Below are 25,309 nucleotides of genomic sequence, written 5' to 3' on the forward strand. Positions count from 1 at the left end.
TCCGGCGGTGGGTGGGGTTCGGTGGGTGGGAGTTGGTGGTGGGGCTGGCGGGGGGTCGGGGCAAGGTCTAGGCTGCCTTGCCAGTCGGATCGTCTGGCTTGTCCGGCAATGCGGTCCGTCGTCCGAGACCTCGGCCCCGTCCTGCACAGGGGCCCGATGGAGAGGGGACCCTCCGCATGATCTTCCTGGGACTGCTCGTCGCGCTCGCCGCCGGAGCGGTCGGCGTCGCCGTGGTGCTGGACAACCCGGACGCGGCCCAGCTGACCGTGTTCGGCGACGAGGTTCCCGGGGTCACCTCGCAGTGGCACGTCTTCATGGCCGGCGCCGTCGTCGCCATCGTGTTCATGGCGGGGATGATGGTCGCGTCGCTGGGGTTCCGGCGCACGATGAACATGCGGCGGGAGCTGCGGGACCTGCGGGACGAGCACGAGGAGTCCCTGCAGACGCTGGAGATGGAGCGGCGCAGGCTCCAGCAGGCGCTGGCCCAGGCCCGGCGCGGGATGGACGACCAGGCCTCCGTCCCCGCCCAGCGCGTCGCGCCCAACTGACCTCGCTACGCCGGTGCGTCGTGGAGGAGGACGGCCAGAAGGTCGAGGGCGCCGCGCTTGTCCAAGGGGTCGTTGCCGTTACCGCATTTGGGGGACTGGATGCAGGACGGGCAGCCTGAATCGCACTCGCAGGACGCGATGGCGTCGCGGGTAGCACGTAGCCAGGCGGCTGCGTCGCCGTAGCCGCGCTCGGCGAACCCGGCGCCGCCTTCGTGGCCGTCGTAGACGAAGACGGTGAGCAACCCGGTATCGGGATGGACGGCGGTGGAGACGCCGCCGATGTCCCAGCGGTCGCACGTGGCGAACAAGGGGAGCAGACCGATCGAGGCGTGTTCGGCGGCGTGGGCGGCGCCTGCCAGGTCGAGGTCGTCCAGACGCGAGATCTGGGCTTCGGAGAGGGTCCACCATACGGCGCGGGTTCGGAGGGTCCGTGGCGGCAGGTCCAGGGGCTTCTCGCCGAGCATCTCCCCTGTCTGCAAGCGGCGCATCTGGTAGGCGACCACCTGGCGGGTGACTTCGACGGTTCCGAAGCTGAGGGTGGCCTCGCCCCAGGAGACCGAGCGGAGCGGCTCCACGATGCTGATGTCGGTGACGTCGCGGGCGGTGGTCGAGTAGTCCGGGTCGGCCGCCTCGACGAGCGCGACGGAGTCGTCCAGGTCGAGGGTCTGGACGATGAACGACTCGCCCTGGTGGATGTAGACGGCCCCGTCGTGGACGGTGGTGTGCGCGGACGGCTCGTCCACGGTGCCGAGGAGCCGTCCGGTGGACGCCTCGACGACCTGGATGGGGGCGCCGCCCGCGCCCCGGATGTCGGCGAGGTCGCAGGCCCTGTCGCGGCGCGTCCAGTACCAGCCGGCGGGACGGCGGCGCAGGAGCCCGCGCCGCACCAGGTCCGGCAGGAGGTCGGCGGTCGCGGGCCCGAAGAGCGGGAGGTCGTCCTCGGTGAGCGGCATCTCTGACGCCGCCGCGCACAGGTGAGGTTCGAGCACGTAGGGGTTGTCGGGGTCGAGCACGGTGGCCTCGACCGGCGTCCCGAAGATCGCCTCGGGATGGTGGACGAGGAAGGTGTCGAGCGGGTCGTCGCGGGCCACCAGGACGGACAGGGCCGCCTGCCCGGAACGTCCGGCGCGTCCTGCCTGCTGCCAGAGGGACGCGCGGGTGCCCGGCCATCCGCACACCAGGACCGCGTCGAGCCCGGAGACGTCCACGCCGAGCTCCAGAGCGTTCGTGCTCGCCAGACCTATGATCGAGCGCGAGCGCAGGGCGGCCTCCAGGGCGCGCCGTTCCTCGGGCAGATACCCGGCCCGGTAGGCGGCGACCTGGTCGGCCAAGCCGGGGGCTACCTCGTGCAGAGCGCGCTTGGCGCTGAGCGCCACCGACTCTGCGCCGCGCCTGGACCGGACGAAGGCAAGTGTCTGGACGCCCTCGACGACAAGGTCTGCCAAGAGGTCACCGGCCTCAGCGGTGGCCGTACGGCGAACGGGCGCGCCTTGCTCACCGCGCAGGTCTGTCAGTGGCGGCTCCCACAGGGCGAACGTGGCGGGCCCTCGCGGCGAGGCATCCTCGTCCACGGCCACTACATCGAGACCGGTGAGACGGGACGCGGCCGTAGCGGGCTCCGACGCGGTGGCCGAAGCGAGGATGAACGTGGGCGACGCGTGATAGCGCCCGCACACCCGGCGCAGGCGGCGCAGAACCTGAGCGACGTGCGACCCGAAGACCCCGCGGTACCCGTGGGCCTCGTCGATGACGACGTAACGGAGGCGGCGCAGAAAGGATGACCACCGGGCATGCCCGGGAAGGATCGACCTGTGCAGCATGTCTGGGTTGGTCATCACGTAGTTGGCGTGCTGCCGGACCCACGTCCGCTCGTCCTGCGGCGTGTCGCCGTCGTACGTCGCCGCGCGGACCCGGGTGAGGCGCAGCGCGCGGAGAGCGCGGAGCTGGTCGGCGGCCAGGGCCTTCGTCGGCGAGAGATAGAGAACCGTCCCCTCGTGGCGAGGGTTCTCGTCGCCCGCGTAGATCGCCTCGACGCAGGGCAGCAGGTAGGCGAGCGACTTGCCGGACGCCGTCCCTGTGGCGATGATCACAGAGCGTCCGGCGCGGGCGTGCTCGGCCGCGGCGGACTGGTGCTCCCAGGGGGACTCGATGCCGGCGGCGGCCAGCCGCTCCACCAGCAGCGGCGGCGACCAGGAGGGCCACGCGGCCCGGCGCCCCTGACGTGCCGGAACGCTCTCCACATGGGTGATTCGTTCGCGTCGTCCGGGGTCGGCGAGCAGCCGGTCCAGGGGAGTTGAGGATCTTTGGGCGCCCATCAGGTTTTCAGTGTGCCAGCCGGGGCAAAACTACGGGAACGCCCCGGCGCCGGAGGGCCCGTTCCCCCTGCTCTGACCCTGAGATCAGCAGGTCAGACGGGATGGCGCGAACTTTCGCCCGTGTGGGCGATTACGCGCGTACACGACGCCGGAGCGTGGTTGAATCACGGCGAAGTCTCGGCGTTCGGCGCCCTGCCCATGGGGCCGGACGGCGGGATCGGATAGCTGCACGGCGCGTGGAGGATCTGTGGATCTGAAGGTTAACGACTACACCACCGACGATGGCCTCACCGTCATCAACGTGGAGGGCGAGATCGACGTCTACACGGCGCCGAAGCTTCGCGAGAAGCTCATCGACCTGGTGAACAAGGGCAAGTTCCACCTGCTCGTGGACATGGAGAAGGTGGAGTTCCTCGACTCGACCGGTCTCGGCGTCCTCGTCGGCGGGCTGAAGCGGGTGCGCGCCCACGACGGGTCGCTGGAACTCGTGTGCACCCAGGAGCGCATCCTCAAGATCTTCCGGATCACGGGGCTGACCAAGGTCTTCGGCATCCACGACTCGATCGCCGAGGCCGAGGAGAAGCGCAAGGGCGCCAAGTAGGCGGCCCGCGACTCAGATGTCGACCGTTGAACTGTCCTTCAGCGCGCTGCCCGTCCACGTCCGGACCGCCCGGCTGATCGTCACCGCCGTCGCCCGTCGCAGCGGCGTCGCCGAACCGCTGCTGGACGAGGTCCGGCTCGCGGTCGCCGAAGCGTGCTCCCGGGCCGTGGAGGCGCACCGCCGGCACTGCCCGGACGAACCCGTCCGCCTCGAACTGCGCGGCGAGAAGGGCCGCTTCGAGGTGATCGTCAGCGACACCGTCCCCGGCGACCTCCCGCCGGAGGGGCTCCCCGCAGCCGCCGAGGACGAGGGAGCGGACGAGTTCGAGTACGGCCTGGGCGAGGGCACCGCTGAACTGGGTCTGGCCGTCATCGCCGGGCTCGCCGACGACGTGGAGATCGCCAACACGCCGAAGGGGGTCCAGATACGGATGAGCTGGCCGGCCGAAGCCGAGGCGACCATCTAGACGCGCCCGCGCCACCGCGACCAAAGGCCCCGCCCCGGCGGGGCCTTTGTAATGCCTTTTTCTCCTCCTTCGGGCCTGGCGGCCCTCCATCGTCGATAAAGGCGGGCGATCGCTGGCATCGCTCCGTCTCGCCTGGCGGCTCGCTGCGCGATCAGGTTCTCGCTTCGCTTGAACCTGCCTTCGGACGCGATCGCGGCTCCTCAGCTTGTTGCGTGGTTGCGGTGGTGGCTGAGGTTGTCGCGGCGGCTGTCACCGTGCCTTCGCCTCTTTCGGCCCGAGGGCCATCCAGCGTCGGGTGCCGCGGGAGATGGGTGGCGTCGCTTCGGCTGGCTGCCGGATCAGGGTCTCCGCTTCCCTTGAGCCTGCCTTCGGGTGCGGTTGCGGCAGTGGGCTTTTTCAGGGCTCTCCTTGCGCTGCCTCCTGGTGCGGGGGTGCTGGCGCGTCCCGTCGATGCTGAGACGACCGACCTGCGGGTCTGGCCGGTCCCGGGTGGGCTGGTGATCTTCCGTCCGCTGTCCGCGGTGCCGTCGAGGTTGGTTACTGCGTGTGAGCGCGGTCGGGGACGGGTGGGGGCGGTGGGGTTGGGGGTGTGGGATTCTCTTGTGATCGTCGGATGTTGTCCCGATTTGGGTCTAGACATATTCCGTGTTAATGCTTAGCTTGAATGCGGACGCCGGTGGTGGTGCCGAGGTGCCGGTCATGCCCCGTGCCCGTCAAGGTATCGGCGGGGTAATGAATGGCTGGCCCGGTCTGACCTGGGACGATGCCGCCCGATCGGGCCAATGGGTCAATTTCTGGCGTATCGCGTGTTTCATTTCGGCGACATCTTCATGAAGGGCGTCGCGGCCTTAACATTCGACTTACGCGTGCGTAGACTCCCGGCACCCGCGTTGCCGTGCGAGGCGTTCGAAATCGTGACTCGTTGGGTACGCGGTAAAGATCGCTTTTATCTCGGTCGCGATCGCAACGCCCCTGTCGAGGAGGACGGATGCCCGGGTTTTCCCTGTCAGACCCGGCCAGCGCTGAAGTGGATCTCGGCGGCGGCGACCTTTCCCTGGTCGTCGTCGTCGCCGTGGTCGCACTGCTCGCACTGGCCGTCGCCGCGGGTCTCGTACGCGACGTCCTGGCCGCCGGCCAGGGCACCGCCAAGATGCAAGAGATCGCGCGCGCCGTTCAGGTGGGCGCGGGCGCCTATCTGAAACGCCAGTTCCGGACGGTCGCGATCTTCGTGGTCCTGATCCCGCTCGTCCTGCTGCTCCTGCCCGCCGACTCCACCAGCGAGCGGATCGGCCGGTCCGTCTTCTTCGTCATCGGGGCGATCTTCTCCGCCGTCACCGGGTTCACCGGGATGTGGCTGGCCGTCCGGGGCAACGTCCGGGTCGCCGCGGCCGCCCGCGAGGAGGGCGGCGAGAAGGTCGCGATGCGGATCGCCTTCCGCACCGGCGGCGTCGCGGGCATGTTCACCGTCGGGCTCGGCCTGTTCGGCGCCGCCGTCGTGGTCCTGGCCTACCAGGGCGACGCGCCGAAGGTGCTGGAGGGCTTCGGCTTCGGCGCCGCGCTGCTCGCCATGTTCATGCGGGTCGGCGGCGGCATCTTCACCAAGGCCGCCGACGTCGGCGCCGACCTGGTCGGCAAGGTCGAGCAGGGCATCCCCGAGGACGACCCGCGCAACGCGGCGACGATCGCCGACAACGTGGGCGACAACGTCGGCGACTGCGCCGGCATGGCCGCCGACCTGTTCGAGTCGTACGCGGTCATGCTCGTCGCGGCGCTGATCCTCGGCACCGCGGCGTTCGGGAACCAGGGCCTGGTGTTCCCGCTGATCGTGCCGATGATCGGCGTGATCACCGCGGTGATCGGCATCTTCGCGGTGGCGCCCCGCTCCGGCGACCGGTCCGGGATGACCGCGATCAACCGGGGCTTCTTCATCTCCGCCGCGATCTCGGCGGTCCTCGTCGCGGTCGCCGCGTTCGTGTATCTGCCCTCGTCCTTCGCGGAGCTGGACGGCGTCCGCGACAAGGCCATCGCCGGCCTGGACGCCGACCCGCGCTGGGTCGCGCTCGGCTCCGTCCTGATCGGCATCGTGCTCGCCAGCGCGATCCAGCTGCTCACCGGCTACTTCACCGAGACCAACCGCAAGCCGGTCAAGGAGGTCACCGACAGCGCCCGGACGGGTCCGGCCACCGTCATCCTGTCGGGCATCTCGCTCGGCCTGGAGTCCGCCGTCTACACCGCGCTGGTGATCGGCGCCGCCGTGTACGGGGCGTTCCTGCTCGGCTTCGGCAACACCACCGTCGCGCTGTTCGCGGTGGCGATGGCCGGCACCGGGCTGCTCACCACCGTCGGCGTGATCGTCTCGATGGACACCTTCGGGCCCGTCTCCGACAACGCCCAGGGCATCGCCGAGATGTCCGGGGACGTCCAGGGCGAGGCCGCCTCCGTGCTGGAGCGGCTGGACGCGGTCGGCAACACCACCAAGGCCATCACCAAGGGCATCGCGATCGCGACGGCGGTGCTCGCCGCGACCGCGCTGTTCGGCTCGTTCCGCACGACGGTGATCGCGGCGCTCGCCGGCGCGTCGAAGGACGCCAGGAACGCGATCGGCGCCGACTTCCTGAACTTCAACCTGTCGATCGCGAGCCCGAACGTGCTGATCGGGCTGATCATCGGCGCGGCCGTGGTGTTCATGTTCTCCGGCCTGGCGATCATGGCGGTGGGCCGCGCGGCCGGCCGGGTCGTGGTCGAGGTGCGCGAGCAGTTCCGCACCAAGCCCGGGATCATGGACTACACCGAGAAGCCCGACTACGACCGGGTCGTGGACATCTGCACCCGGGACGCGCAGCGCGAGCTCGCCACCCCGGGCCTGCTGGCCATCATGACGCCGATCGCGGTCGGCTTCGCCCTCGGGTACGCGCCCCTCGGCGCCTATCTCGGCGGCGCCATCGCGGCGGGCGTGCTGATGGCGGTGTTCCTCGCCAACTCCGGCGGCGCGTGGGACAACGCGAAGAAGCTCGTCGAGGAGGGCCACCTCGGCGGCAAGGGCAGCGAGGCGCACGAGGCCACGATCATCGGCGACACGGTCGGCGACCCGTTCAAGGACACCGCCGGCCCCGCCATCAACCCGCTGATCAAGGTGATGAACCTGGTCGCGCTGCTGATCGCGGACGCGGTGGTGACCTACGCGGGCAACACGCTGCTGCGCGTCGGCGTCACCGTGTTCTCCGTCGCTGTCGTCGTCGCGGCGATCGTGATCTCCAAGCGGCGCGCCGACCCGATTGGGGAGTCGTCCTCCGACCCCGCCGTCGAGGGAGGCAGGCCGGGGCCGGACGCCGCGAAGAGCGGCGAGGCCGCGGGGGCGCTGGACAAAGGAGCGCCGGAGGAGGCCAAGGTCGGCGCCGAAGGCGCCGCGGGGGGCGCGGGGGGTCGACCCCCCTCGAACAGCGGCGTAGGGGCCGACTCGGCCGGGGCCAAGGCCGAGCCGGACGCCGAGGAGTCGTCCGCGGGCAAGTCCTGACCGTCTGAACGCGAGGGGCCGGTGGCTTTGTGCCACCGGCCCTTCCGCGTTTTCCCGGGGGCCCGTCCGACCACTCCGGGCCCGGTCGTACGCTGTCCGGGAGGGGCGGGACGTCCCGTCCTCGACCCAGTGGAGCGATCTCGGGAGGCGGCCGTGGCGAGCGGCGGCAAGCGGGCGATGTCGGGGCCCAAGGGCTTCGCGATCGTGATCGGCGGAATGTTCGGCATCATGCTCGTGCTGTGGACCCTGGCGGCCCTCGCGGCCCCCTAATGTGGCGCCCATGCCCACGCTCATCGTGCTCCGCCACGCCAAGGCCGAAGCCGGTCTCGGCATACCCGACGTCGACCGCAGGCTCACCGAGCGCGGGCGCCGGGACGCGACCGCGGCCGGAGACTGGCTGCGCGCGAACGACCTCGTCCCGGGGCGGGTGCTGTGCTCGCCCGCCGCGCGGACCCGGGAGACCCTGGCCCGCCTGGCGCTCGACGCGGAGACCGCCTTCGAGCCCGGCATCTACGACAACGATCCCGACGGGCTCCTCGCCCTCGTCTCCGAGGCTCCGGACGAGGCCGGCACGCTCCTGCTGGTCGGCCACAACCCGTCGGTGCACCACCTCGTCCACGACCTGACGGGCCAGGCCCCCGACGCCTTCCCCACCTGCGCCCTCGCCGTGATCGACCTGCCTCCGGGCGGCTGGGCCGACGTCCGGCCCGGCCTCGGCACGCTGCGCACCGTCCGCACGCCCAAGGACTGACGGCTCACGGGCGCGATTCGGCGGCCTCCAGGGACGACGCGATGACCTGGTTCACGTCCCGTCGCAGCTCCCCGATCGTGTAGCGGGTCCCGGAGACCTGCAGCAGGGCGTGCCGCAGCGGGGTGAGCTCGTCGGGGCCGACGCCCTCCTTGATCTCCGCGCGGCGCCGCCGGGTCAGCGTGGACAGGTAGGAGTCGAGCTCGGCGAGCTCGTCGGAGAGCTCCTCGACGGGCGCGCCGGCCTCCGGGTCGCGCTCCCCCGGCTCCTCCAGCAGGCCGGCCGCCTCCTCCAGCTGGTCGGCGAGGCGGTCGAGGATCTCGGGGATCGGCCCGGTGTCCACGGCCCGCTCGCGGGACAGCTTCGCGACCGCGACGAGGTGATCGCGGGCGCGGTGCGCGGCGGCCACGGCCCTGCGCAGCAGGTCGATCAGGTGGAGGTCGGGCACCCGCTCGTGGCCGAGCCGGGTCCGGGTCTCGTCGACCGCCTCCGCCGCCCGCTCCGCCGTCACGATCGCGTCGTGCGGCAGCCGGGTCCGCTCCCCGGCGAGGACGTCCGCCGCCGCCCGGACGAGCCTGGCGTGGGTGCGCAGGAGCCGTTCGAGCTGGCCGGGCATCCGTTCGAGGTGCCCGGCGGGCCACAGCAGCAGGACGGCGAGGTAGGCCATGAGCGACCCGGCCAGGGTGAGGCCGATCCGCTCGCCGGCGGTGCGCCAGTCCGCGGGCGCGGAGAAGTCCAGCAGCATCATCGCCAGGGGCGTCCCGAACAGGGCCCAGTAGGCGAAGTTCACCGACCGCATCGCGAACCCGGCCCCCGCGAAGCAGAACGCGATCACCGCGACGGTGGCCTGCCCGGGCGCGAGCGTCAGGATGACCGCGGCGACGGCGGCCCCGGCGGCGGTGCCCCCGACGCGCTGGACGAGCCGGTCCACGGTCTCGCCGTAGGTGGCGCGCAGGCTCAGCATCGCGGTGATGGTCAGCCAGTGGCCGTGCGAGATCCCCAGCGAGGCGGCGAGAGCCATCGACACGACCGCCGTCACGTACACCCGCGCCACCTGCCGGAACGTGGGGGAGCGCGTGCGGACGGCGCGGGCGACCCGGTCCCAGGCGGGCATCGGGTCGAGCGTGCCCGGCATCCGCGGCGCGGCGAACCCGATGCGCAGGCCTCCCGCGACGAGGCGGCGCAGGGAGGCGACCTCGCCGGCGATGCGGTCGACGGAGCGGCGCACCTGGCCGATCAGCGCGACCGCGACCAGGTCCTCGTCGCCGGCGAGTCCGGCGCGCCTGATCTGCTCCGCGGAGCGGACCAACCGGCGGACGGCGGCGGACTCCTCGCGGCCGAGCGGCGCCTCTCCCGCCGTGGCGAGCGCCCCGGCCAGCAGCCGCAGCCGGGCGGCGAGCGCGGAGATCGCCGTCTGCGTCTCCATCTCCCACTCGCGGTCCGGCGGGTAGTTCTTCGCCGCCTCCAGGACGGCCTGGAGCGTCACCGTCTCGTGCAGGATGCGCCCCAGCGCGTCGATCACCCGCTCGGGCCTCGCGGGTTCGTTCCCCGCCCGCCCCGACCGGTACAGCTCGTAGGTGGCGCGCGCCGCCGTCAGCGACTCCGACGCCGCGCGCCGCTTGGCCTCCCAGTCGGGGATGCGGGTGACCGCGAGCAGGTCGGGGTTCGTCAGCTCGACGGCGTCGAGGGGACCCGCGTCGCGGGCTCCGAGGTCCTGCGCCACGGCGTCCAGCGCCTCGGCGACCGCGTACGCGGACTCGCTCAGCGCCTCCCGCAGCGGCCGCAGCCGCCGCGCGGGCCACGGCGCCAGCAGCAGCGCGGCCGTGAGCAGCCCGCCCACCAGCTCCAGCAGGCCGATGTTCACCACGTCCGCGGACGGCGGCCGGACGGCGCTCAGCAGCACCGCGAGCCCCGCCGTCGACCCGATCCGCGGCACCGCCACGCCGAGCGCGACCAGCGGCGGCACGACGGCCACGGCCGGCCACAGATGCCCGCTGAGCAGCCCGCCCGCCCCGGACCCGACCGCGACGATCAGCACGCCGACCGTGAGGTTGCGCGCCCGCGACCCGTACGGGCCCTCCGGCGCGCGCAGCGCCACGAGATAGGCCCCGAGCGCGATCATGGATCCCTGCGCGGCGTGCCCGTTCAGCGCGCCGACGAGCAGCGGCACGGAGACCGCGAGGGCGGCGGCGAGCCCGTAGAAGGGCGCCGCCTGCCCATGCACCTGGGCGTAAGCCCCCCGCGCCCGCCGCAGCATGAGGCCTGTCTACCCCCAGGCGCTGGGTTTTCCCAGTGGCTGCGACGCCCGGGAACCCCGGGCTATGCCTGGGAGTCTTCGGCGTCGGCGGCTTCCACTTCTTCGCGGGAGATGCCCAGGAGGAAGACGATGGTGTCGAGGTAGGGGACGTTGACGGCGGTGTCGGCGGCCTGGCGGACGACCGGCTTGGCGTTGTAGGCGATGCCGAGGCCGGCCGCCTGGAGCATGTCGAGGTCGTTGGCGCCGTCGCCGATCGCGACCGTCTGGCTGATCGGGATGCCGGCCTCGCGGGCGAAGCGCTCCAGGGCGGCCGCCTTGCCGGCGCGGTCGATGACCTGGCCGGTGACGCGCCCGGTGAGCTTGCCGTTCTGGATCTCCAGGGTGTTGGCGGCGGAGTAGTCGATGCCGAGGTCCTCGACGAGGGCGTCGGTGACCTGGGTGAAGCCGCCGCTGACGATCGCGAACTTGTAGTCGAGGCGCTTGAGGGTGCGGACCATGGTCCGGGCGCCGGCGGCGAGGCGGAGCCGGTCGCGGACGGAGTCGATGGCGGAGGCGTCGAGCCCGGCGAGGAGCGCGACCCGCTCGCGCAGGGACCCCTCGAAGTCGAGCTCGCCGCGCATGGCGGCCTCGGTGACCTTGGCGACCTCGTCGAGGCAGCCGGCGTGCTCGGCGAGCAGCTCGATGACCTCGCCCTGGATGAGGGTGGAGTCGACGTCCATGACGATGAGCCGCTTGGCGCGCCGGTGCAGGCCGCTGTGCTGCACGGCGACGTCGACCCGCTGCTCGACGGCCTCGGCGGTGAGCGCGGCGCGCAGCCCGTCGGGGTCGGCGCCGGAGACGTCCATCTCGATGCAGGTGACGGGGTTCTGGGCGAGGCGCTCGATGCGGTCGATGTTGGCGCCGTGCGCGGAGATCCGCCCGGCGATGCCCGCCATGGCGGCGGGCATGAGCGGGTTGCCGAGGACGGTGACGTGCAGGCGTCCGCTGCGCTTCGGCATCCGCTTGTTGCGCCCGGTGGAGAGCTCGATCTCCATGTCGAGGTCGTTCGCGACGCGTTCGGCGGCGTTCCACACCCGCCCGATGTCGGCGCCCTCGGTGTAGGCGAGCAGGACCCCGAGGACGAGCCGTCCGCGGATGACGACCTGCTCCACGTCCGCCACCGTGAGGGGGAACTGGGAGAGTGTCCGGAAGAGGCGCGACGTGACGCCGGGGCGGTCGCGGCCGGTGAGTGTGATGAGCAGCGTGCGCTCTGCTGACCCGTCCATAGCTGTTGTCAACGGTACCGGCCGCGCCGGGCGTCCCGCCCGCCAGGTCCGGCATGCGAGACGCTATCCGGGAAGGATCAGGTTCAGATCGCCGAATTCGTGCCAGAGGTAGCGCTCGGCGAGGGCGGCCTCGTACGTGGCGTTGAGCAGGTCGCGGCCCGCGATGGCGGTCAGCATCATCAGGTGGGACGACCTCGGCTCGTGCAGGCCGGTGAGGAGGCCGTCCACGGCTCGGACACCGTCCTCGGGGGTCACGACGCGCTCGGTCCAGCCGGAGGACGCCTGGACGCGTCCGGAGGTGTCCACGGCCGTCTCCAGCGCCCGCACGGCGGTGGTGCCGACGGCGATCACCCGGCGGCCCCGGGCCCGGACGTGCCCGACGAGGGCCGCGGTCGGCTCGGGGACGCTGTAGCGCTCGGCGTAGGGCGGCTCGTGGGCCTCGGGGGACGCGACGCCCGTGTGGAGGCTGATCGGGGCGATCAGGACGCCGCGCGACACCAGCCGCGTCACGAGTTCGGGCGTGAAGGGGCGGGCGGCGCTCGGCATCTCCGCGCCTCCGGACGAGCGGTCGTGGGCGAAGGCGGTCTGGTAGGCGGCGACCGGCCAGTCGCGCCGGACGTACCCGTACCTGATCGGGACGCCGTGGCGTCGGAGGTAGGGGACGACGTCGGTGCTCAGGCGCGCCTGCCAGAGCCGGTCGGACACTCCTCGGGCGCGGTCCGCGTGCCGTCCGACGAGGGTGAGGGTGGCGCCGCCGGGCATCGGGATCCACTCGCCGGGGGTGCCTCCGGCGTACGGACGGCCGGCCTTGCCGGCGAGGCGGCGCAGCTCGACGAGCCACAGCCGGTCGTCGGCGCCGGGGACCGGGGTGGAGAAGTGCACGCTGATCCGGTCGAGCCGGACGGCGGCGGGCAGCGTGGCCGAGGTGTTGACGACGAGCAGGTCGCCCGGGTCGAGCAGGCCCGGCAGGTCGCGGAACGCGTGGTGGGAGACCTCGCAGGCGGCGCGCCGGGAGACGAGGAGCCGGACGCCGTCGCGGGCCCGGCCGCGTGCCTCGGGCGGCTCGTGCGCCTCCAGCGCGGCGGGGAGGGTGAAGTCGACGGTCATGTCCGGACCTCCAGGCGGAGAGCGGCGATCACGCCGAACGCGGCGATCGCGGCGAACAGCGCCCCGGCGACGGCGAGCCCGACGTCCAGCCGGGCGGCGCCGAAGCCGGTGACCAGCGCGCCCGCGACCCCGACCACGAGGGACGAGCCGAGGGTGTCGCTGATCTGCAGCGCGGAGGAGTTGACGCCCTGCTCGTCCTCGGCCGACAGGTCGAGCAGCAGGACGGAGAGGCTGCCGATCGAGAAGCCCATCCCGGCGCCGCCGACGATCCACGCGGGGGCGGCGAGCCAGCCGGAGAACTGCAGGGCGACGGTGGCGAGGACGATCCCGGTGGTGACGAGCACGGCGCCGAGCAGGGCGTAGAACTCGCGGGGGCGCTCGGAGCGGCCCTGGATCTGGGACGCCGCCGACCAGCCGAGCGCGCCGACCGTCAGGACGATCCCCGCCTGCGTGGCGCTGAAGTCGTGCAGCCGGGTCAGCGCCAGCGGGATGAAGACGTCGGTGCCGAAGAAGGCCCCCGACAGCAGGCCCCGGACGAGGATGACGCTCGGCATCCCGCGGCGGAGCCGGAGCGTTCCGGCAGGCACCAGGCGGGGCAGCCCGAAGGCCAGGCCCGCGAGGCCGACGAGCACGGCCGGCAGGAGCTTCCAGTCCGCCCCGTCGAGGCCGTAGAGGAGGACGCCGGTGCCGGCGGCGACGCCGAGGGCGGCCGGGTACCGCGACCTGCCGGGGGCCCGGGCGGCGCCGGAGGGCGCGATGCCGCGCAGCACGGGGAGCAGCATCAGCGCCGGCGGGATCACCAGCGGGACGAGGCCGAGGAACACCCAGCGCCAGCCGGCGTGCTCGGCCAGGGCGCCGCCGGCCGCCGGGCCGACCAGCGACGGCAGCACCCAGGCGGCCGACAGCGCGGCGAACACCCGGGACCGCAGGTCCTCCGGGTAGACGCGGGCGATCACCACGTAGAGGGCGACGAGCGGTACGCCCGTGCCGAGGCCCTGGACGGCGCGCCCGGCGACGAACACCCACATGGACGGCGCCGCGCCCGCGATCAGGAGCCCGGCGACGAACACGGCGAGCCCGAGCAGGAAGGGCCGGGTGGGGCCCGACCGGTCGACCCAGCCGCCGGCGAGCACCGTGGCCAGCAGGCTGGTGATGAGGGTCGCGCTGAAGCCCCACGCGTACAGGGACAGGCCGTCCAGATCGTTCGCGACGACCGGCATGACGGTGCCGACGGCCATGCTCTCGAACGCCAGCAGCGTCACGACCAGGACGATCCCGAGCGTCGCGGCCCGGAACCCGGTGCCCAATATGCCCTGCTTTGTTGTCACCTGATCATGATCAAGGACGGTGGTCATCGCGCGGCCGCCAGGTCCGCCGCGCGGTGGCGCCCGCTCGGAAGGCGGCCGGAGACGAGCCGGTGCAGCGCGGCGGCGGCCTCCTCGGGAGGCGGGGCCGCGTCCGCATCCTCGCCCGCGGCGCGGAGCATCGCGGTGTTCATCTCGCCCGGGTCCGCCCACCACACCGCGACGTCGGGCTCCTCGGCCGCGAGGACGTTCGACAACTGCTCCAGCGCCGCCTTGGACGCTCCGTAACCGCCCCACGTCTCGTAGCCCTCCACGGCCGCGTCCGACGTGATGTTGAGGATCGCGCCGCGCCGCTCCCGCAGGCCGGGCAGGACCGCCTGGATCAGCGCGAGCGGCGCCACGACGTTCGTCGCGAGCGTGTCCGCGAAGGCGTCCGGGGGAAGCGAGGCGAGCCGGGGCATCGGCGTCGGGCCGAGCGTGCTCGCGTTGTTGACGAGCAGGTCGAGCCCGCCTGCGACCGCGCGGGCGAGGGCGGCCCGGTGCGCGGGATCGGCGACGTCCCCGGGGATCGCGGTCGCGCCGGTCTCGGCCGCGACCGCGGAGAGCGGGCCGGCGTCGCGGGCGTCGACGACGAGGGTCCAGCCGTCCCGGGCGAGGGTGCGGGCGAGCGCCCGGCCGAGGCCACGGGAGGCTCCGGTGATCAGTGCCGTCTTCATGCCCTCGACGCTAGGGACCGGCGCGCCCGGCGGCATCGGCCGACGGGTCCACCGGGGGCTCGTCGGATGGTCCTAGGACCGGCGTCCCGCGCCCCGGGGAGGGGCACCGCGGCACGTACTCCCGCCGGCTGATTCGAGAAGACCCGCCTAGAGAGTACGGTCTTCACATGCGGGCGCCGAGGGGCGCCCGGACGGGGGAGGACGAGAGGCCGGAATGGCGACGGACGAGGGCTGCCGCGGCGACCAGGGCGCGACCCTGCACGCCGTCAGTTCCGCCGTGCTCGCCGTGACCCGCCACCTGTCCGTGCACGAGGTGCTCCAGGTGATCGTCCGGGCGGCGGCGCAGCTGCTGGACGCCCGCTACGCGGCCCTCGGCGTGCCCGACGACGAGGGCTCGTTCGCCGAGTTCGTCGTCGAGGGCGTCTCGGAGGAGGAGTGGGAGCGGATCGGCCCGCTGCCCCGCCAGCACGGGATGCTCGCCGCGATGCTGAAGAGCGACGCGCCGAAACGGCTCGGCGACATCCGCAAGGAGGCCGAGTTCGAGGGCTGGCCGGTCGCGCACCCCGTCCTGAAGGACTTCCTCGGCGTGCCGATCCGCGACGGCGATGACGTTCTCGGCATCGTCTTCCTGGCCAACAAGCGCCGTCCCGGCGGCTTCACCCAGGACGACGAAGACCTGCTCACCCTGTTCGCCGCGCACGCCGCGATCGCGATGGCGAACGCCCGCCTCTACGAGCACAACCGCGAGCTCACGGTCGTCGCCGAACGCAACCGGCTCGCCCGGGAGCTGCACGACGCCGTCGCGCAGAAGCTGTTCTCGCTGCGGCTGACGGCCCGCACCGCCTCCGCGCTGGCCGAACGCGACCCCGTCCGGACCGTCCGGGAGCTCGAACAGGTCGAGCGGCTCGCCGCCGAGGCCCTCGCCGAACTGCGCGCCGTCATCTTCGAGCTGCGTCCCACCGACCTGGCGGACGGCCTCGTGGCGTCGCTGCGCAAGCACGTCGAGGTGCTCGACCGCGCACACGAGTCCAACGTCCGCCTCTGCGCCGACGAAGCGATCGTCCTGCCGGAGGAGCACGAGGCCGTCGCCTTCCGCATCACCCAGGAGGCCCTCTACAACGCGCTGCGCCACGCCCGGGCGAACACCGTGCAGGTCCGGCTCCGCACGGAGGACGAACGGGCCGTCCTGGAGGTCTCGGACGACGGCGCGGGGTTCGACGCGTCCGAGGTGGAGCCCCAAGGCGGGCTGGGTCTTACCTCCATGCGCGAGAGGGCGTACTCGATCGGCGGCGAACTCGCGATCGAGGCCGCGCCCGACGGAGGCACGACGGTCCGGCTGGAGGTGCCGCTGTGAGCGCCGCGCGCGGGCCGATCCGGGTCCTGATCGCCGACGACCATCCGGTCGTCCGGCAGGGACTGCGGACCTTCCTCGGCATCCAGGACGACATCGAGGTCGTGGGCGAGGCCGAGGACGGCACGTCGGCCGTGACACTGGCCGAATCCCTGGAGCCCGATATCGTGCTCATGGACCTGAAGATGCCGGGCGCCGACGGCCTGACCGCGCTGGCGGAGCTGCGGGCGCGCGGCGTCGCCGCACGGGTCCTCGTCCTGACCAGCGTGACGGAACGCGGGCACGTGCTGCCGGCGGTCCAGGCCGGGGCGGCCGGGTACCTGTACAAGGACGTCGACCCGCAGGCGCTCGTCCAGGCGATCCGGGCGGTCCACGACGGGCACGTCCTGTTCGCGCCGGACGCGGCCGAGGCGATGCTGCGGAACGGGACGGCGGGTGACGCGGGACGGGACGACCGCGGCCTCGCCGCGCTGACCGAACGGGAACGGGAGGTGCTCGTGCACATAGCGCGGGGCAGGTCGAACCGGGAGATCGCCCGCGCCCTCGTGGTGTCCGAGAAGACGGTCAAGACGCACGTCAGTAATCTGCTCATGAAACTGGGAGTCCAGGATCGGACGCAGGCGGCGCTCTACGCGGTCCGGCACGGTGTCGGAAACACGAGTGCCGCCGGGGAAACCGGGAAGACCAACGCCCGCGGCTGATACAAACTCCTCTGACAGGATCGTCATCGAAATTGGTATGAACGTAGCAATCAGGTACGCAGCAGGCAGCGACATCGGGTGCAACCGGGAGAACAACGAGGACTCCGGGTACGCCGGTGCGCGGTTGATCGCGGTCGCGGACGGCATGGGCGGGTATGCCGGCGGCGAGGTCGCGAGCTCGACCGTGATCGGCTCACTGCGCTCGCTGGACGCCGACGCCCACAAAGACGATCTTGTCGACATGCTGGGTCGCGCCGTGGCCGAGGCCAACGAGAAGTTGCGCATCGTCCGGGAGGAACGCCCCGACCTGAGCCGGATGGGCACCACGCTCACCGCCATGCTCTGGTCCGGCGAGTCCGTCGCGCTGGCGCACGTCGGAGACTCGCGCGGCTACCTCCTGCGCGACGGCGAGCTCTTCCAGATGACGCAGGACCACACCATGGACGAGCTGCTCAAGGCGGAGGCCGAGCAGGCCGGCCAGCAGGCCGATCCCGCCGAGACGTCCCGGCTCTCGCACGTGCTGTACCGCGTGCTGGACGGGCGCGACGACCGCGAGCCCGACCTGCGGCTGCGCGAGGCCCGTCTCGGCGACCGGTACCTGCTGTGCTCGGACGGCCTGAGCGGCCCGGTCGACGCGCAGAAGATCTACGAGGTGCTGTCCGCCGAGGCCGACCCGCAGCGCGCCGTCGACCGGCTGATCGAGATGGCCCGCGACAACGGCGGCCCCGACAACATCACCGCCGTCATCGCCGACGTCGTCGAGGCCGAGCACCTGTCCGGCTCCGAGGAGCCGGTCGTCGTCGGCGCCGCCGCCCAGGCCTGACGCCCGCCCGGCCCCGCACCCCGCGGGCCGGACGCCGGACCCGGCCCGACGCTCCTCGGGCCGGACGATCCTTCGGGCCTCGATGCCCCCGGGCCAGGCGCGATGCGCCGTTCCGCCCGCCCGCGCGCCACGCCGCGCCCTCAGAATGCCGCGCCGTTCTCCCCGGTCCCCGGCGCATCCCCGGCCTCGCCCCGCCCGCGCGCACGTCCCGTTCGCCGCACGCCCCGCACCGGACGATTCATTCATGCTCGGAACGCGAAAGAGTGCCCATGTAGCAGGTGATTTGTCCTACTCTTGCCCCAGAGGTGGTGTAGCCGAGCACTGAGTAACGGTCTGACACCGGATCGTTGCCCGGACTTGACCCGCCTCCGGGTGCACCCGATATACGGGTCACTCACCTGTATGTCATCGAGGCGGAGGATTCGTTGGGGGGAGCGCCCGGGGCGGCGTCCGCCGGTGCACCGCGAGGTGCTCTCGGGGGAATCGTCAGCCGGACCCTCACCGCAGCGCGGCACGGACCCCAGGGTGCGGTGCTGCGTGTCGCGGCGATGGCCGTCGCGGCCATCGGCGCGTCATGGATCCACCGCGTGAACGACCCCGGCGTGCTCTGTCCCCTGCGGGCGCTCACCGGAATCCCGTGTCCCCTGTGCGGGGGCACGACCGTGTTCATCGAGTTCGGCTCGGGCCGTCCCGGCCAGGCCGTCCTCGCGAACCCGGTCGCGCTCGCCGGCGCCGTCGCCGTCGCCGCCGCACCGCTGGGGCTGGGTGAACGGTGGTGGGCACTCCAGCCGAAGACCCGTGCCTGGATGCTCGGCACCGCCCTCGTCGGGTCGGAGCTGTGGCAGCTCGTCCGGTTCGGTGTTCTGCGGGTTTGAGCCGCGGTCGGTCCTCGGTCAGACTTGCGGAGCCCACCGGGTCCGGCGGGCGTCACATAACCACAGGGTCAATCAATAAGGAGCAAGTGTGGGCAACCCCTACGACCCGTACGGTCAGCAGCCGGGCTACGGGCAGCAACAGCCCGGGTACGGCCAGCAGCCCCCGGCCCAGCCCGGTTACGGCCAGCCCGGCGGGCAGCCCGGCTACGGTCAGCCCCCGGCGCAGCCCGGTTACGGCCAGCCCCCGGCCCAGCCGGGCTACGGTCAGCCCCCGGCGCAGCCCGGGTACGGCCAGCAGCCCCCGGCCCAGCCCGGCTACGGCGCCCCGTCGGGGCCCTCGCAGCCCGGCTACGAGGTGCACCACCACCACTACGGCTCGGGCGGCCAGCTCGCCGAGTGGGGCTCGCGCGCCGGCGGCTACATCATCGACTACCTGATCTTCGGTGGTCCGGTGTTCGTGCTGTACATCCTGATGATCATTCTCTCCAGCTCGGGCAGCTCGGGCGCGGCGCTGTTCGGCCTCCTGCTCATGCTGATCGGCGCGGCCATCTCCATCGCGGGCGGCCTGTGGATCTGCTACCAGGAGGGCACCACCGGCCAGTCCATCGGCAAGCGGCAGATGGGCATCCGCCTCGTCAGCGCGCAGACCGGCCAGCCCATCGGCTTCGGCATGGCCTTCGTGCGCAAGATCGCGCACGTCGCCGACAGCTTCCTGTGCTACATCGGCTTCCTCTGGCCGCTGTGGGACGAGCGCAAGCAGACCTTCGCCGACAAGATCTGCAACACCATCGTGGTCCGCGCCTGACCCACGACCCACGACAGCGGGGCGCCCCACCCGGGACGCCCCGCTTCGCTGTCCCGACCCGGTGCCATGCGCTTCGCTAGCGCTTGGCTCCGGGCATCGGGGAAGTTTCTTTGTGGGGGGCGACCCCCCACGCCCCCCGGCAAGAAGCGGGTCCGACCCGGCGTCCTCCGCTCCGCTAGCGCTCCGCTCCGGGCACCGGGTCGAAGGCACTGTTGCAAGCCGCCACCAGGGCGCGGCGCACGGCGGCGTCCAGGAGGCGGAGGGCCTCGCCGCGGCGCCTCATCTGGTCGGCGCTGAGGCCGCGGTCGTCCATCTGCCGGGCGAGGTCGACGACCAGGGAGAGGCGGCCGGCGAGGGCGGCGACGCGGTGGGCGCGGGGCGGGTAGCCGGGGGACAGCGGGTGGTCGCCGCGGTCGGGGTCGCGCAGGTCGACCAGCGCGTCCGCGATCTCGGGCGGCACGCCCGCGAAGTCGTCGACGGCCAGCAGCGCCTCGGTGGCGTCCCGCATGGCGAGCGTGAGCCGCCGGTCGGCCTCCGCGAGGGACGGGACGTCGGGCGGCGCCGCCGACGCGTCGTGCGTCGTCCAGCGGACGCCGACGTAGGACGAGCCGCGCCGGTCCTCCGACGGGACGAGCCCCATGCCCCGCCCGTCCAGCACCGCGACGGCGGCGGCGCCCGCCTCGATCGCCGCGGCGTTGAAGGACGGCGGCCCGGTCAGACCCAGCGGGTCGCCCGGCTCGGGCAGGGCCAGCCGCAGCGCCGCCAGGCCGCCGACGCGCAGGTCGCCGAGGCCGCGCCGCAGCGTCACCTCGGCGGGCTCGCCGCCGACGATCTGCGGGCCCGCGCTCTTCTCGACCTCGTCGACGGCCTCGTCCAGGCCGACGTGCCCCGTCAGCCAGGCGTTGCCCCAGGCGACGAGGGCGATCGCGACGGCCCTGCTCATACGTCCGTGCTCATTCTCGGTCTCGTGCGTTCCGCAATGGGCATGCGATCCACGATAAGCGTTCGGATCGCCGGTGCCACCGGACGTAAGGGACCTCTCGCGGCGCGGGGGTGTTCCGAAGCCGTTCCCCTGGTGCGATCCCGGGGGGCCACGGCCGCCCCGGATCGCATAGGTTCTTTCCTGCAAGCGGGAGCACGGACCACCGGATTGGGGACGAAGGCGCGCGATGGCAGGCGAGGTGCTTCAACTCCGCGGAGTCGGGGTCAGGCGCGGCGGGGCCACCCTGCTGCGCGACGTCACATGGACGGTCGACGAGGGCGACCGGTGGGTCATCGTCGGCCCGAACGGCGCGGGCAAGACCACGCTGCTGCAGATCGCCGCCGCCATGCTGCATCCCACCGAGGGCAGCGTCTCGATCCTGGAGGAGGAGCTCGGCCGCACCGACGTGTTCGAGCTGCGGCCGCGGATCGGCCTCGCCAGCTCCTCCGTCGCGGAGAAGGTCCCGGCCGGTGAGACGGTCATCGACCTGGTGCTGACCGCCTCGTACGCGATCCTCGGCCGCTGGCAGGAGGAGTACGACTCGACCGACCTCGACCGGGCCGTCGCGCTGCTGGAGGCCCTCGGCGCCGCCGACCTGATCCGCCGGACGTTCAGCACCCTGTCGGAGGGCGAGCGCAAGCGCGTCCAGATCGCCCGCGCGCTGATGCCCGACCCCGAGCTGCTGCTCCTCGACGAGCCCGCCGCCGGCCTCGACCTCGGCGGGCGCGAGGACCTCGTGGCCCGGCTCGCCGCGCTCGCCGACGATCCGGCCGCGCCCGCCATCGCGATGGTCAGCCACCACGTGGAGGAGGTCCCGGAGGGCTTCACCCACGCGCTGCTGCTGCGGAGCGGGCAGGTCGTCGCCCAGGGCAAGGTGGACGAGGTCTTCACCCCGTGGCACCTGTCGGAGACGTTCGGGCTCCCGCTGACGATCGACCGCCAGAACGGCCGCTGGTACGCCCGCTCGGCCCGCTGAACCGGGCGGGATGCCACAAACGACCCCCGATCGTCGGCCGCCCGCCACGGCGTCCCTACGATGTACGCGCCGTCGGGAACTCGTAGCGCAGGGATGGGACGGACGTGAATCTGCTTGACGCGGCCGCCGTCTTCGCGGCCGGTGTGGCCGCCGGAGGCATCAACACGGTCGTCGGGTCCGGCTCCCTGATCACCTTCCCGACCCTGGTGGCGCTCGGCTACCCGCCGGTGGTCGCGAACATCTCCAACAACATCGGGCTCGTCCCGGGCGGCGTGACGGGCGCCTACGGCTACCGGCACGAGCTGAAGGGGCAGCGCGGCCGGCTGACGCGCCTGGCCACCGGCTCGTTCGTCGGCGCCGTGATCGGCGGCCTGCTGCTGCTCGGCCTGCCCGCCGAGGCGTTCGACGTCATCGTGGTCGCGCTGATCGTCATCGCGCTGGTGCTGGTGATCGTGCAGCCGCGCCTGCAGAAGTGGATGCAGCGCCGCCGGGAGGGCGAGCACCGGCCGCAGCACGGCGGCCCGGCGCTGTGGGTCGGCGTGCTCCTCGCGGGCGTGTACGGCGGCTACTTCGGCGCCGCGCAGGGCATCATCCTCATCGCCCTGCTCGGCATCATGCTGGACGACGACCTGCAGCGCCTGAACGCGGGCAAGAACGTCCTGTCGGCCGTCGTGAACGGCACCGCCGCGATCCTGTTCACGCTCGTGTGGCTGTTCGCCGACGCCGAGATCGACTGGTGGGTCGTGCTGCTCATCGCCGCCGGCTCCACCTGCGGCGGCATGATCGGCGCCAAGGTCGGCCGCCGCATCCCGCCGCTGGCGCTGCGGGCAGTGATCGTCGTCGTGGGCCTCGTCGCGATCGTCAATCTCCTGGCCTGACCAGGGCTTTCGCACCTTTTGGGAGGGTTGCGGGCGCGGCGTTCCGGGTATAAGTCGAATATACGTTCGACTACCGGAGGTTCGCGCGGATGAAGGGCGACAAGGTCGAAATCGTGATCGACGCCGGCGAGGGGACGCGGACGTACGAGGTCGCGGCGAGCCGGGCGGGGCGCCGCGTGGAGATCGCGACGCGGCGCGGCGTCGTGGAGGTCAGCGAGGTCACCCGGACGGGGACCCCCGTCCGCACGGCCCGTTTCATGGCGAGCCGCGTCCTGGCCCTGGTGGAGCACCCCGTGGCCTCCGACGGCCGCGAACCGTCCGGCTGACCGCCGCGGGCCCGGCCCGGCGGGGTCGGGCCGGGCCCGGCGGCGACCGGCCGTCAGGACTTGCGGTGGGTCCCCGGAACGGCGTTCCGGGGAGCGGGGATCAGGGACGCGTAGACGATGACGTTGTCCAGGTAGTGCCCTCGCTTGGCGTCGAACCGGCCGCCGCAGGTGACCAGGCGCAGTTCCGGCCGGCCCTGCTGCCCGTAGACGCTGTCGGTCGGGAACTCGTCCTTGTCGACGCGCTTGATCCGGTCGATGCGGAAGGCCGGGGCCGTGCCGTCGGCGCGGACGACCTCGATCGTGCCGCCCGGACGGAGCGCACCGAGCCGGTAGAAGGCGCCGGGGCCCGACTTCGAGTCGACGTGGCCGACCAGCACGCTGCTGCCGTTCTCGCCGGGCGTCGGGCCGTCCTCCCACCAGCCGACCTCCCGGACCCGGTCGAGCGGCGGGACGCCGAGCGTTCCGTCCCGTTCGGTGGCGACGCGGCGGATCGGCGCGTCGACCTTGATGGACGGAATTCTGACGCGTTCGGGATTGGAGGGCCGCAGTGCGATGTCCGGCTCGGGTTCCGCACTTCTCGGGGCAGGCCGCACGATGTCGGAGGACGGCGGTTGCGGCGGCGGATCGGAATGGTCGCGCACCAATCCCACCACGAACATCGCGGTCCCTGTCGCGATGAGCGCGGCGGCCAGCCGGTACCGGAAACGGTTCGACCGGCCGCCGCGCCTTCTCCTGTCCATGGGCTCAGGAAACGCCCTTCACCTGACGGCGACGGGCCACGACGGCGATGCCGCCGCCCAGGGCGAGAACCCCGAGACCGGCGCCGGCCAGCATCGGGAAGCTCGACATCGAGGTGCCGCCGCCACCGGCCATGACGCCGCCGTGCGGCTTGATCGGCTTGAGGAACCGCACGGCGACCCACTTGCCGATCCAGGCCGGCGGGACGCTCTGGCGCAGCTGGGTCCAGCCGCTGTTCTTGCAGTCGGCGCCGATGTGCTTGCCGAAGGGCAGCGTGCCGACCTGCTTGAACTTGACGCCGGGGCCGTTGCGGACCGCCAGGCCGTGCCGTGCGGTGACCTCGTACCGGCAGACGCGGACGGGCGTGATCTGCTTGAGGAACCGCACGGCGACCCACTTGCCGATCCAGGCCGGCGGGACGCTGCCGCGCAGCTGGGTCCAGCCGGTCTTCTTGCAGTCGGCGCTGATGTGCTTGCGGAACGGCAGCGTGCCGACCTGCTTGAACTTGACGCCGGGGCCGTTGCGGACCGCCAGGCCGTGCCGTGCGGTGACCTCGTACCGGCAGACGGCCGCCTGGCGGGCGACGGTCGCCGCCTCGGCGTGGTTCGCGTCCGTCGCCGCTACGGCGACGGCTCCGCCGGACAGCAGCGACAGCCCGCTCGCCGCACCGGCCACGGCGAGTGCCATGCCGGTTCGCGCGCTTGTCCTCATTCTTCCCCCATCGAAATGATCTTCGGTGCCGGAGGTGTCCGGCATCGTTCCTTGATCACGCTTCCCGAGGGGAATTCCGTGCATGTCGTTCTGGTCGCAAACAATGAGAATAGTGATCAGTGTGCACTGTGAAGGCTTTGTCGCGGAACGGCCAACGGCTATCTCCATACCGCTGACTAAATGCCCATAATGGACATCCGGACCCCATTAAAAGGGGTCAATCAGTGAAACCCCCATGATCTCCCCGAGGTCGGGGCCATACCGGCATCGTCCGGAGGGCGGCGGGCACGCGCGAAGGCGCCCGCGCATGCGCGGGCGCCTCAGATCGGAGCCGTCAGACCGAAGCCGTCAGACCGGGCGGACCTGGAGGGTGCCCTCCTCGGTCACGCGGGTCTCGAAGGACGGCTGGCGGGCGGTGGCCGGGCCGTGGACGACGGAGCCGTCGGCCACGCGGAACGTGCTGCCGTGCCAGGGGCAGACGACGCAGGTGTCGGCGCCTTCGCCGGTCAGGACGCGGCCCTGGTGGAGCGGTCCCGCGAGGTGGCTGCAGCGGTCGGCGAGGACGTGCACCTCCTCGCCCTGCCGCAGCACGAACAGGTCGATGTAGCCGAGGCGGCGGGAGACGGGCCAGCCGTCCGGGAGGTCTTCGACGGCGCACAGGTCGTGCCAGCCGAGCGGGACCAGGTGGGCGAGCTGGTCGGCGTGGCTGGCGCCGGCGGCCTGCCGGAACGCCAGATGCCCGCCGAGGTAGGCGCCGGCGACGAGGGCGCTGAGGCCCGCGAAGCCGAGCGCGCGCCCCGCGGCGTCGCGGCCCTGGTGGCGGGCGACGAAGGACGCCGAGTAGAGCATGCTCGCGGTGGCCGTCCCGGCGGCGTGGACGAGCCCGACGCGCTGCTGCTCGCGGTGCAGGGCCGACCAGTCGGCGATGCCGGTGAGGACGGTCGGGACGGCGCCGGCGAGCCCGGCGGCGACGAGGACCTGCGAGGCGCGGCGCGTGCCGGGGACGAGGTCGAGGACCGCGGCCGACATCCACAGCCCGATGGGCAGGTCGGTGAGCGGCGCGTGGGCCGGATGGCCGACCGGGACGCCGTGCAGGGCGTCCTTGACCGGCCCTGGACGCAGCACCCGCCGGACGGCCCCGGACAGGACCCGGATGGGACGGTCCAGGCCGTCGGCGTGCTCCAGCCTCTCGGTGGCGTCGGCCAGCCGCGCGGTCGCCTGGGGGCTCTCTCCGCGCCGGAAGATGTTGACCCGTCGGTTCATGCCCCTCCTCCGCGGTCCTGCTGGGACGCCTGTTGCGAC

General features: G+C 72.6%; 24 protein-coding genes. 14 read left to right on the forward strand and 10 right to left on the reverse strand.

Features of this window, described 5'->3' with window-relative positions; translation table 11 throughout:
* Positions 1-176 precede the first annotated feature (176 nt).
* Positions 177-548, forward strand: a complete 372-nt coding sequence (locus tag AB0C87_RS06350; RefSeq protein WP_353831863.1) for a hypothetical protein — start codon at positions 177-179, stop codon at positions 546-548.
* A 5-nt stretch (positions 549-553) separates the two neighbouring features.
* Here AB0C87_RS06350 and AB0C87_RS06355 read toward each other — a convergent pair whose 3' ends face one another.
* Entirely contained in the window at positions 554-2,863 is a 2,310-nt protein-coding gene (locus tag AB0C87_RS06355; protein WP_345187317.1) for a DEAD/DEAH box helicase, read from the reverse strand.
* A 247-nt stretch (positions 2,864-3,110) separates the two neighbouring features.
* Here AB0C87_RS06355 and AB0C87_RS06360 point away from each other — a divergent pair, with 247 nt between their 5' ends.
* From AB0C87_RS06360 to AB0C87_RS06380, 5 genes are all read left to right on the forward strand, one after another.
* Positions 3,111-3,464 (forward strand): STAS domain-containing protein, encoded by a 354-nt coding sequence (locus AB0C87_RS06360; protein WP_021597910.1) that lies wholly within the window; start codon positions 3,111-3,113, stop codon positions 3,462-3,464.
* A gap of 16 nt (positions 3,465-3,480) precedes the next feature.
* A complete protein-coding gene (locus tag AB0C87_RS06365; RefSeq protein WP_345187320.1) occupies positions 3,481-3,930 on the forward strand; it encodes an ATP-binding protein in 450 nt (149 codons plus the stop codon).
* 988 nt (positions 3,931-4,918) lie between these two features.
* The gene (locus AB0C87_RS06370; RefSeq protein WP_360576729.1) at positions 4,919-7,444 is read left to right on the forward strand and encodes a sodium-translocating pyrophosphatase; all 2,526 of its coding nucleotides are present in this window, start codon (positions 4,919-4,921) and stop codon (positions 7,442-7,444) included.
* 129 nt (positions 7,445-7,573) lie between these two features.
* Positions 7,574-7,714, forward strand: coding sequence for a hypothetical protein (locus tag AB0C87_RS06375; protein WP_345187328.1), 141 nt, complete (start codon positions 7,574-7,576; stop codon positions 7,712-7,714).
* 10 nt (positions 7,715-7,724) lie between these two features.
* On the forward strand, positions 7,725-8,195 hold the full coding sequence (locus tag AB0C87_RS06380; protein WP_360576730.1) for a histidine phosphatase family protein: 471 nt from the start codon (positions 7,725-7,727) through the stop codon (positions 8,193-8,195).
* Between the two features lie 4 nt (positions 8,196-8,199).
* Here AB0C87_RS06380 and AB0C87_RS06385 read toward each other — a convergent pair whose 3' ends face one another.
* From AB0C87_RS06385 to AB0C87_RS06405, 5 genes are all read right to left on the reverse strand, one after another.
* The gene (locus tag AB0C87_RS06385; RefSeq protein ID WP_360576731.1) at positions 8,200-10,449 is read right to left on the reverse strand and encodes an FUSC family protein; all 2,250 of its coding nucleotides are present in this window, start codon (positions 10,447-10,449) and stop codon (positions 8,200-8,202) included.
* Between the two features lie 62 nt (positions 10,450-10,511).
* On the reverse strand, positions 10,512-11,714 hold the full coding sequence (serB, locus tag AB0C87_RS06390; protein WP_345187334.1) for a phosphoserine phosphatase SerB: 1,203 nt from the start codon (positions 11,712-11,714) through the stop codon (positions 10,512-10,514).
* Positions 11,715-11,777: 63 nt separating this feature from the next.
* Positions 11,778-12,821, reverse strand: a complete 1,044-nt coding sequence (locus AB0C87_RS06395) for an S-adenosylmethionine:tRNA ribosyltransferase-isomerase (RefSeq protein WP_360576732.1) — start codon at positions 12,819-12,821, stop codon at positions 11,778-11,780.
* Positions 12,818-14,149, reverse strand: coding sequence for an MFS transporter (locus AB0C87_RS06400; RefSeq protein ID WP_345187339.1), 1,332 nt, complete (start codon positions 14,147-14,149; stop codon positions 12,818-12,820). Before AB0C87_RS06400 ends, AB0C87_RS06395 begins: the two co-directional genes overlap by 4 nt.
* Positions 14,150-14,172: 23 nt before the next feature.
* The gene (locus tag AB0C87_RS06405) at positions 14,173-14,841 is read right to left on the reverse strand and encodes an SDR family NAD(P)-dependent oxidoreductase (protein ID WP_360576733.1); all 669 of its coding nucleotides are present in this window, start codon (positions 14,839-14,841) and stop codon (positions 14,173-14,175) included.
* A 214-nt stretch (positions 14,842-15,055) separates the two neighbouring features.
* Here AB0C87_RS06405 and AB0C87_RS06410 point away from each other — a divergent pair, with 214 nt between their 5' ends.
* The 5 genes from AB0C87_RS06410 to AB0C87_RS06430 all read left to right on the forward strand — a co-directional run bounded on the left by AB0C87_RS06410 (position 15,056) and on the right by AB0C87_RS06430 (position 19,396).
* Positions 15,056-16,195: a GAF domain-containing sensor histidine kinase gene (locus AB0C87_RS06410; protein ID WP_360576734.1), complete on the forward strand. Its 1,140-nt coding sequence runs from the start codon at positions 15,056-15,058 to the stop codon at positions 16,193-16,195.
* Positions 16,192-16,893 (forward strand): response regulator transcription factor, encoded by a 702-nt coding sequence (locus AB0C87_RS06415; protein WP_345187347.1) that lies wholly within the window; start codon positions 16,192-16,194, stop codon positions 16,891-16,893. The genes AB0C87_RS06410 and AB0C87_RS06415 overlap by 4 nt, the downstream gene beginning before the upstream one ends.
* Before the next feature lie 37 nt (positions 16,894-16,930).
* Positions 16,931-17,716, forward strand: coding sequence for a protein phosphatase 2C domain-containing protein (locus AB0C87_RS06420; RefSeq protein WP_345187349.1), 786 nt, complete (start codon positions 16,931-16,933; stop codon positions 17,714-17,716).
* 530 nt (positions 17,717-18,246) lie between these two features.
* Complete coding sequence (locus AB0C87_RS06425) at positions 18,247-18,591, forward strand: DUF2752 domain-containing protein (RefSeq protein ID WP_345187352.1); 345 nt, start codon at positions 18,247-18,249, stop codon at positions 18,589-18,591.
* A gap of 88 nt (positions 18,592-18,679) precedes the next feature.
* Positions 18,680-19,396, forward strand: a complete 717-nt coding sequence (locus AB0C87_RS06430; protein WP_345187354.1) for an RDD family protein — start codon at positions 18,680-18,682, stop codon at positions 19,394-19,396.
* A gap of 175 nt (positions 19,397-19,571) precedes the next feature.
* On the opposite strand, the gene AB0C87_RS06435 is transcribed toward AB0C87_RS06430, so the two are convergent.
* On the reverse strand, positions 19,572-20,339 hold the full coding sequence (locus AB0C87_RS06435; RefSeq protein WP_360576735.1) for a hypothetical protein: 768 nt from the start codon (positions 20,337-20,339) through the stop codon (positions 19,572-19,574).
* Between the two features lie 226 nt (positions 20,340-20,565).
* Here AB0C87_RS06435 and AB0C87_RS06440 point away from each other — a divergent pair, with 226 nt between their 5' ends.
* The 3 genes from AB0C87_RS06440 (at position 20,566) to AB0C87_RS06450 (ending at position 22,558) form a co-directional block, all read left to right on the forward strand.
* On the forward strand, positions 20,566-21,354 hold the full coding sequence (locus AB0C87_RS06440) for an ABC transporter ATP-binding protein (protein ID WP_360576736.1): 789 nt from the start codon (positions 20,566-20,568) through the stop codon (positions 21,352-21,354).
* Positions 21,355-21,458: 104 nt separating this feature from the next.
* Positions 21,459-22,232: a sulfite exporter TauE/SafE family protein gene (locus tag AB0C87_RS06445; protein ID WP_360576737.1), complete on the forward strand. Its 774-nt coding sequence runs from the start codon at positions 21,459-21,461 to the stop codon at positions 22,230-22,232.
* 89 nt (positions 22,233-22,321) lie between these two features.
* Complete coding sequence (locus AB0C87_RS06450) at positions 22,322-22,558, forward strand: hypothetical protein (protein ID WP_345180545.1); 237 nt, start codon at positions 22,322-22,324, stop codon at positions 22,556-22,558.
* A 53-nt stretch (positions 22,559-22,611) separates the two neighbouring features.
* On the opposite strand, the gene AB0C87_RS06455 is transcribed toward AB0C87_RS06450, so the two are convergent.
* From AB0C87_RS06455 to AB0C87_RS06465, 3 genes are all read right to left on the reverse strand, one after another.
* Positions 22,612-23,298, reverse strand: a complete 687-nt coding sequence (locus AB0C87_RS06455) for a class F sortase (RefSeq protein WP_345180544.1) — start codon at positions 23,296-23,298, stop codon at positions 22,612-22,614.
* Between the two features lie 4 nt (positions 23,299-23,302).
* Complete coding sequence (locus AB0C87_RS06460) at positions 23,303-23,983, reverse strand: hypothetical protein (RefSeq protein ID WP_353835028.1); 681 nt, start codon at positions 23,981-23,983, stop codon at positions 23,303-23,305.
* Between the two features lie 372 nt (positions 23,984-24,355).
* The gene (locus AB0C87_RS06465) at positions 24,356-25,270 is read right to left on the reverse strand and encodes a Rieske (2Fe-2S) protein (RefSeq protein ID WP_345180541.1); all 915 of its coding nucleotides are present in this window, start codon (positions 25,268-25,270) and stop codon (positions 24,356-24,358) included.
* Positions 25,271-25,309: the final 39 nt, after the last annotated feature.

The sequence above is a fragment of the Actinomadura sp. NPDC048021 genome (assembly GCF_040653135.1).
GTDB classification, from domain to species: domain Bacteria; phylum Actinomycetota; class Actinomycetes; order Streptosporangiales; family Streptosporangiaceae; genus Spirillospora; species Spirillospora verrucosospora.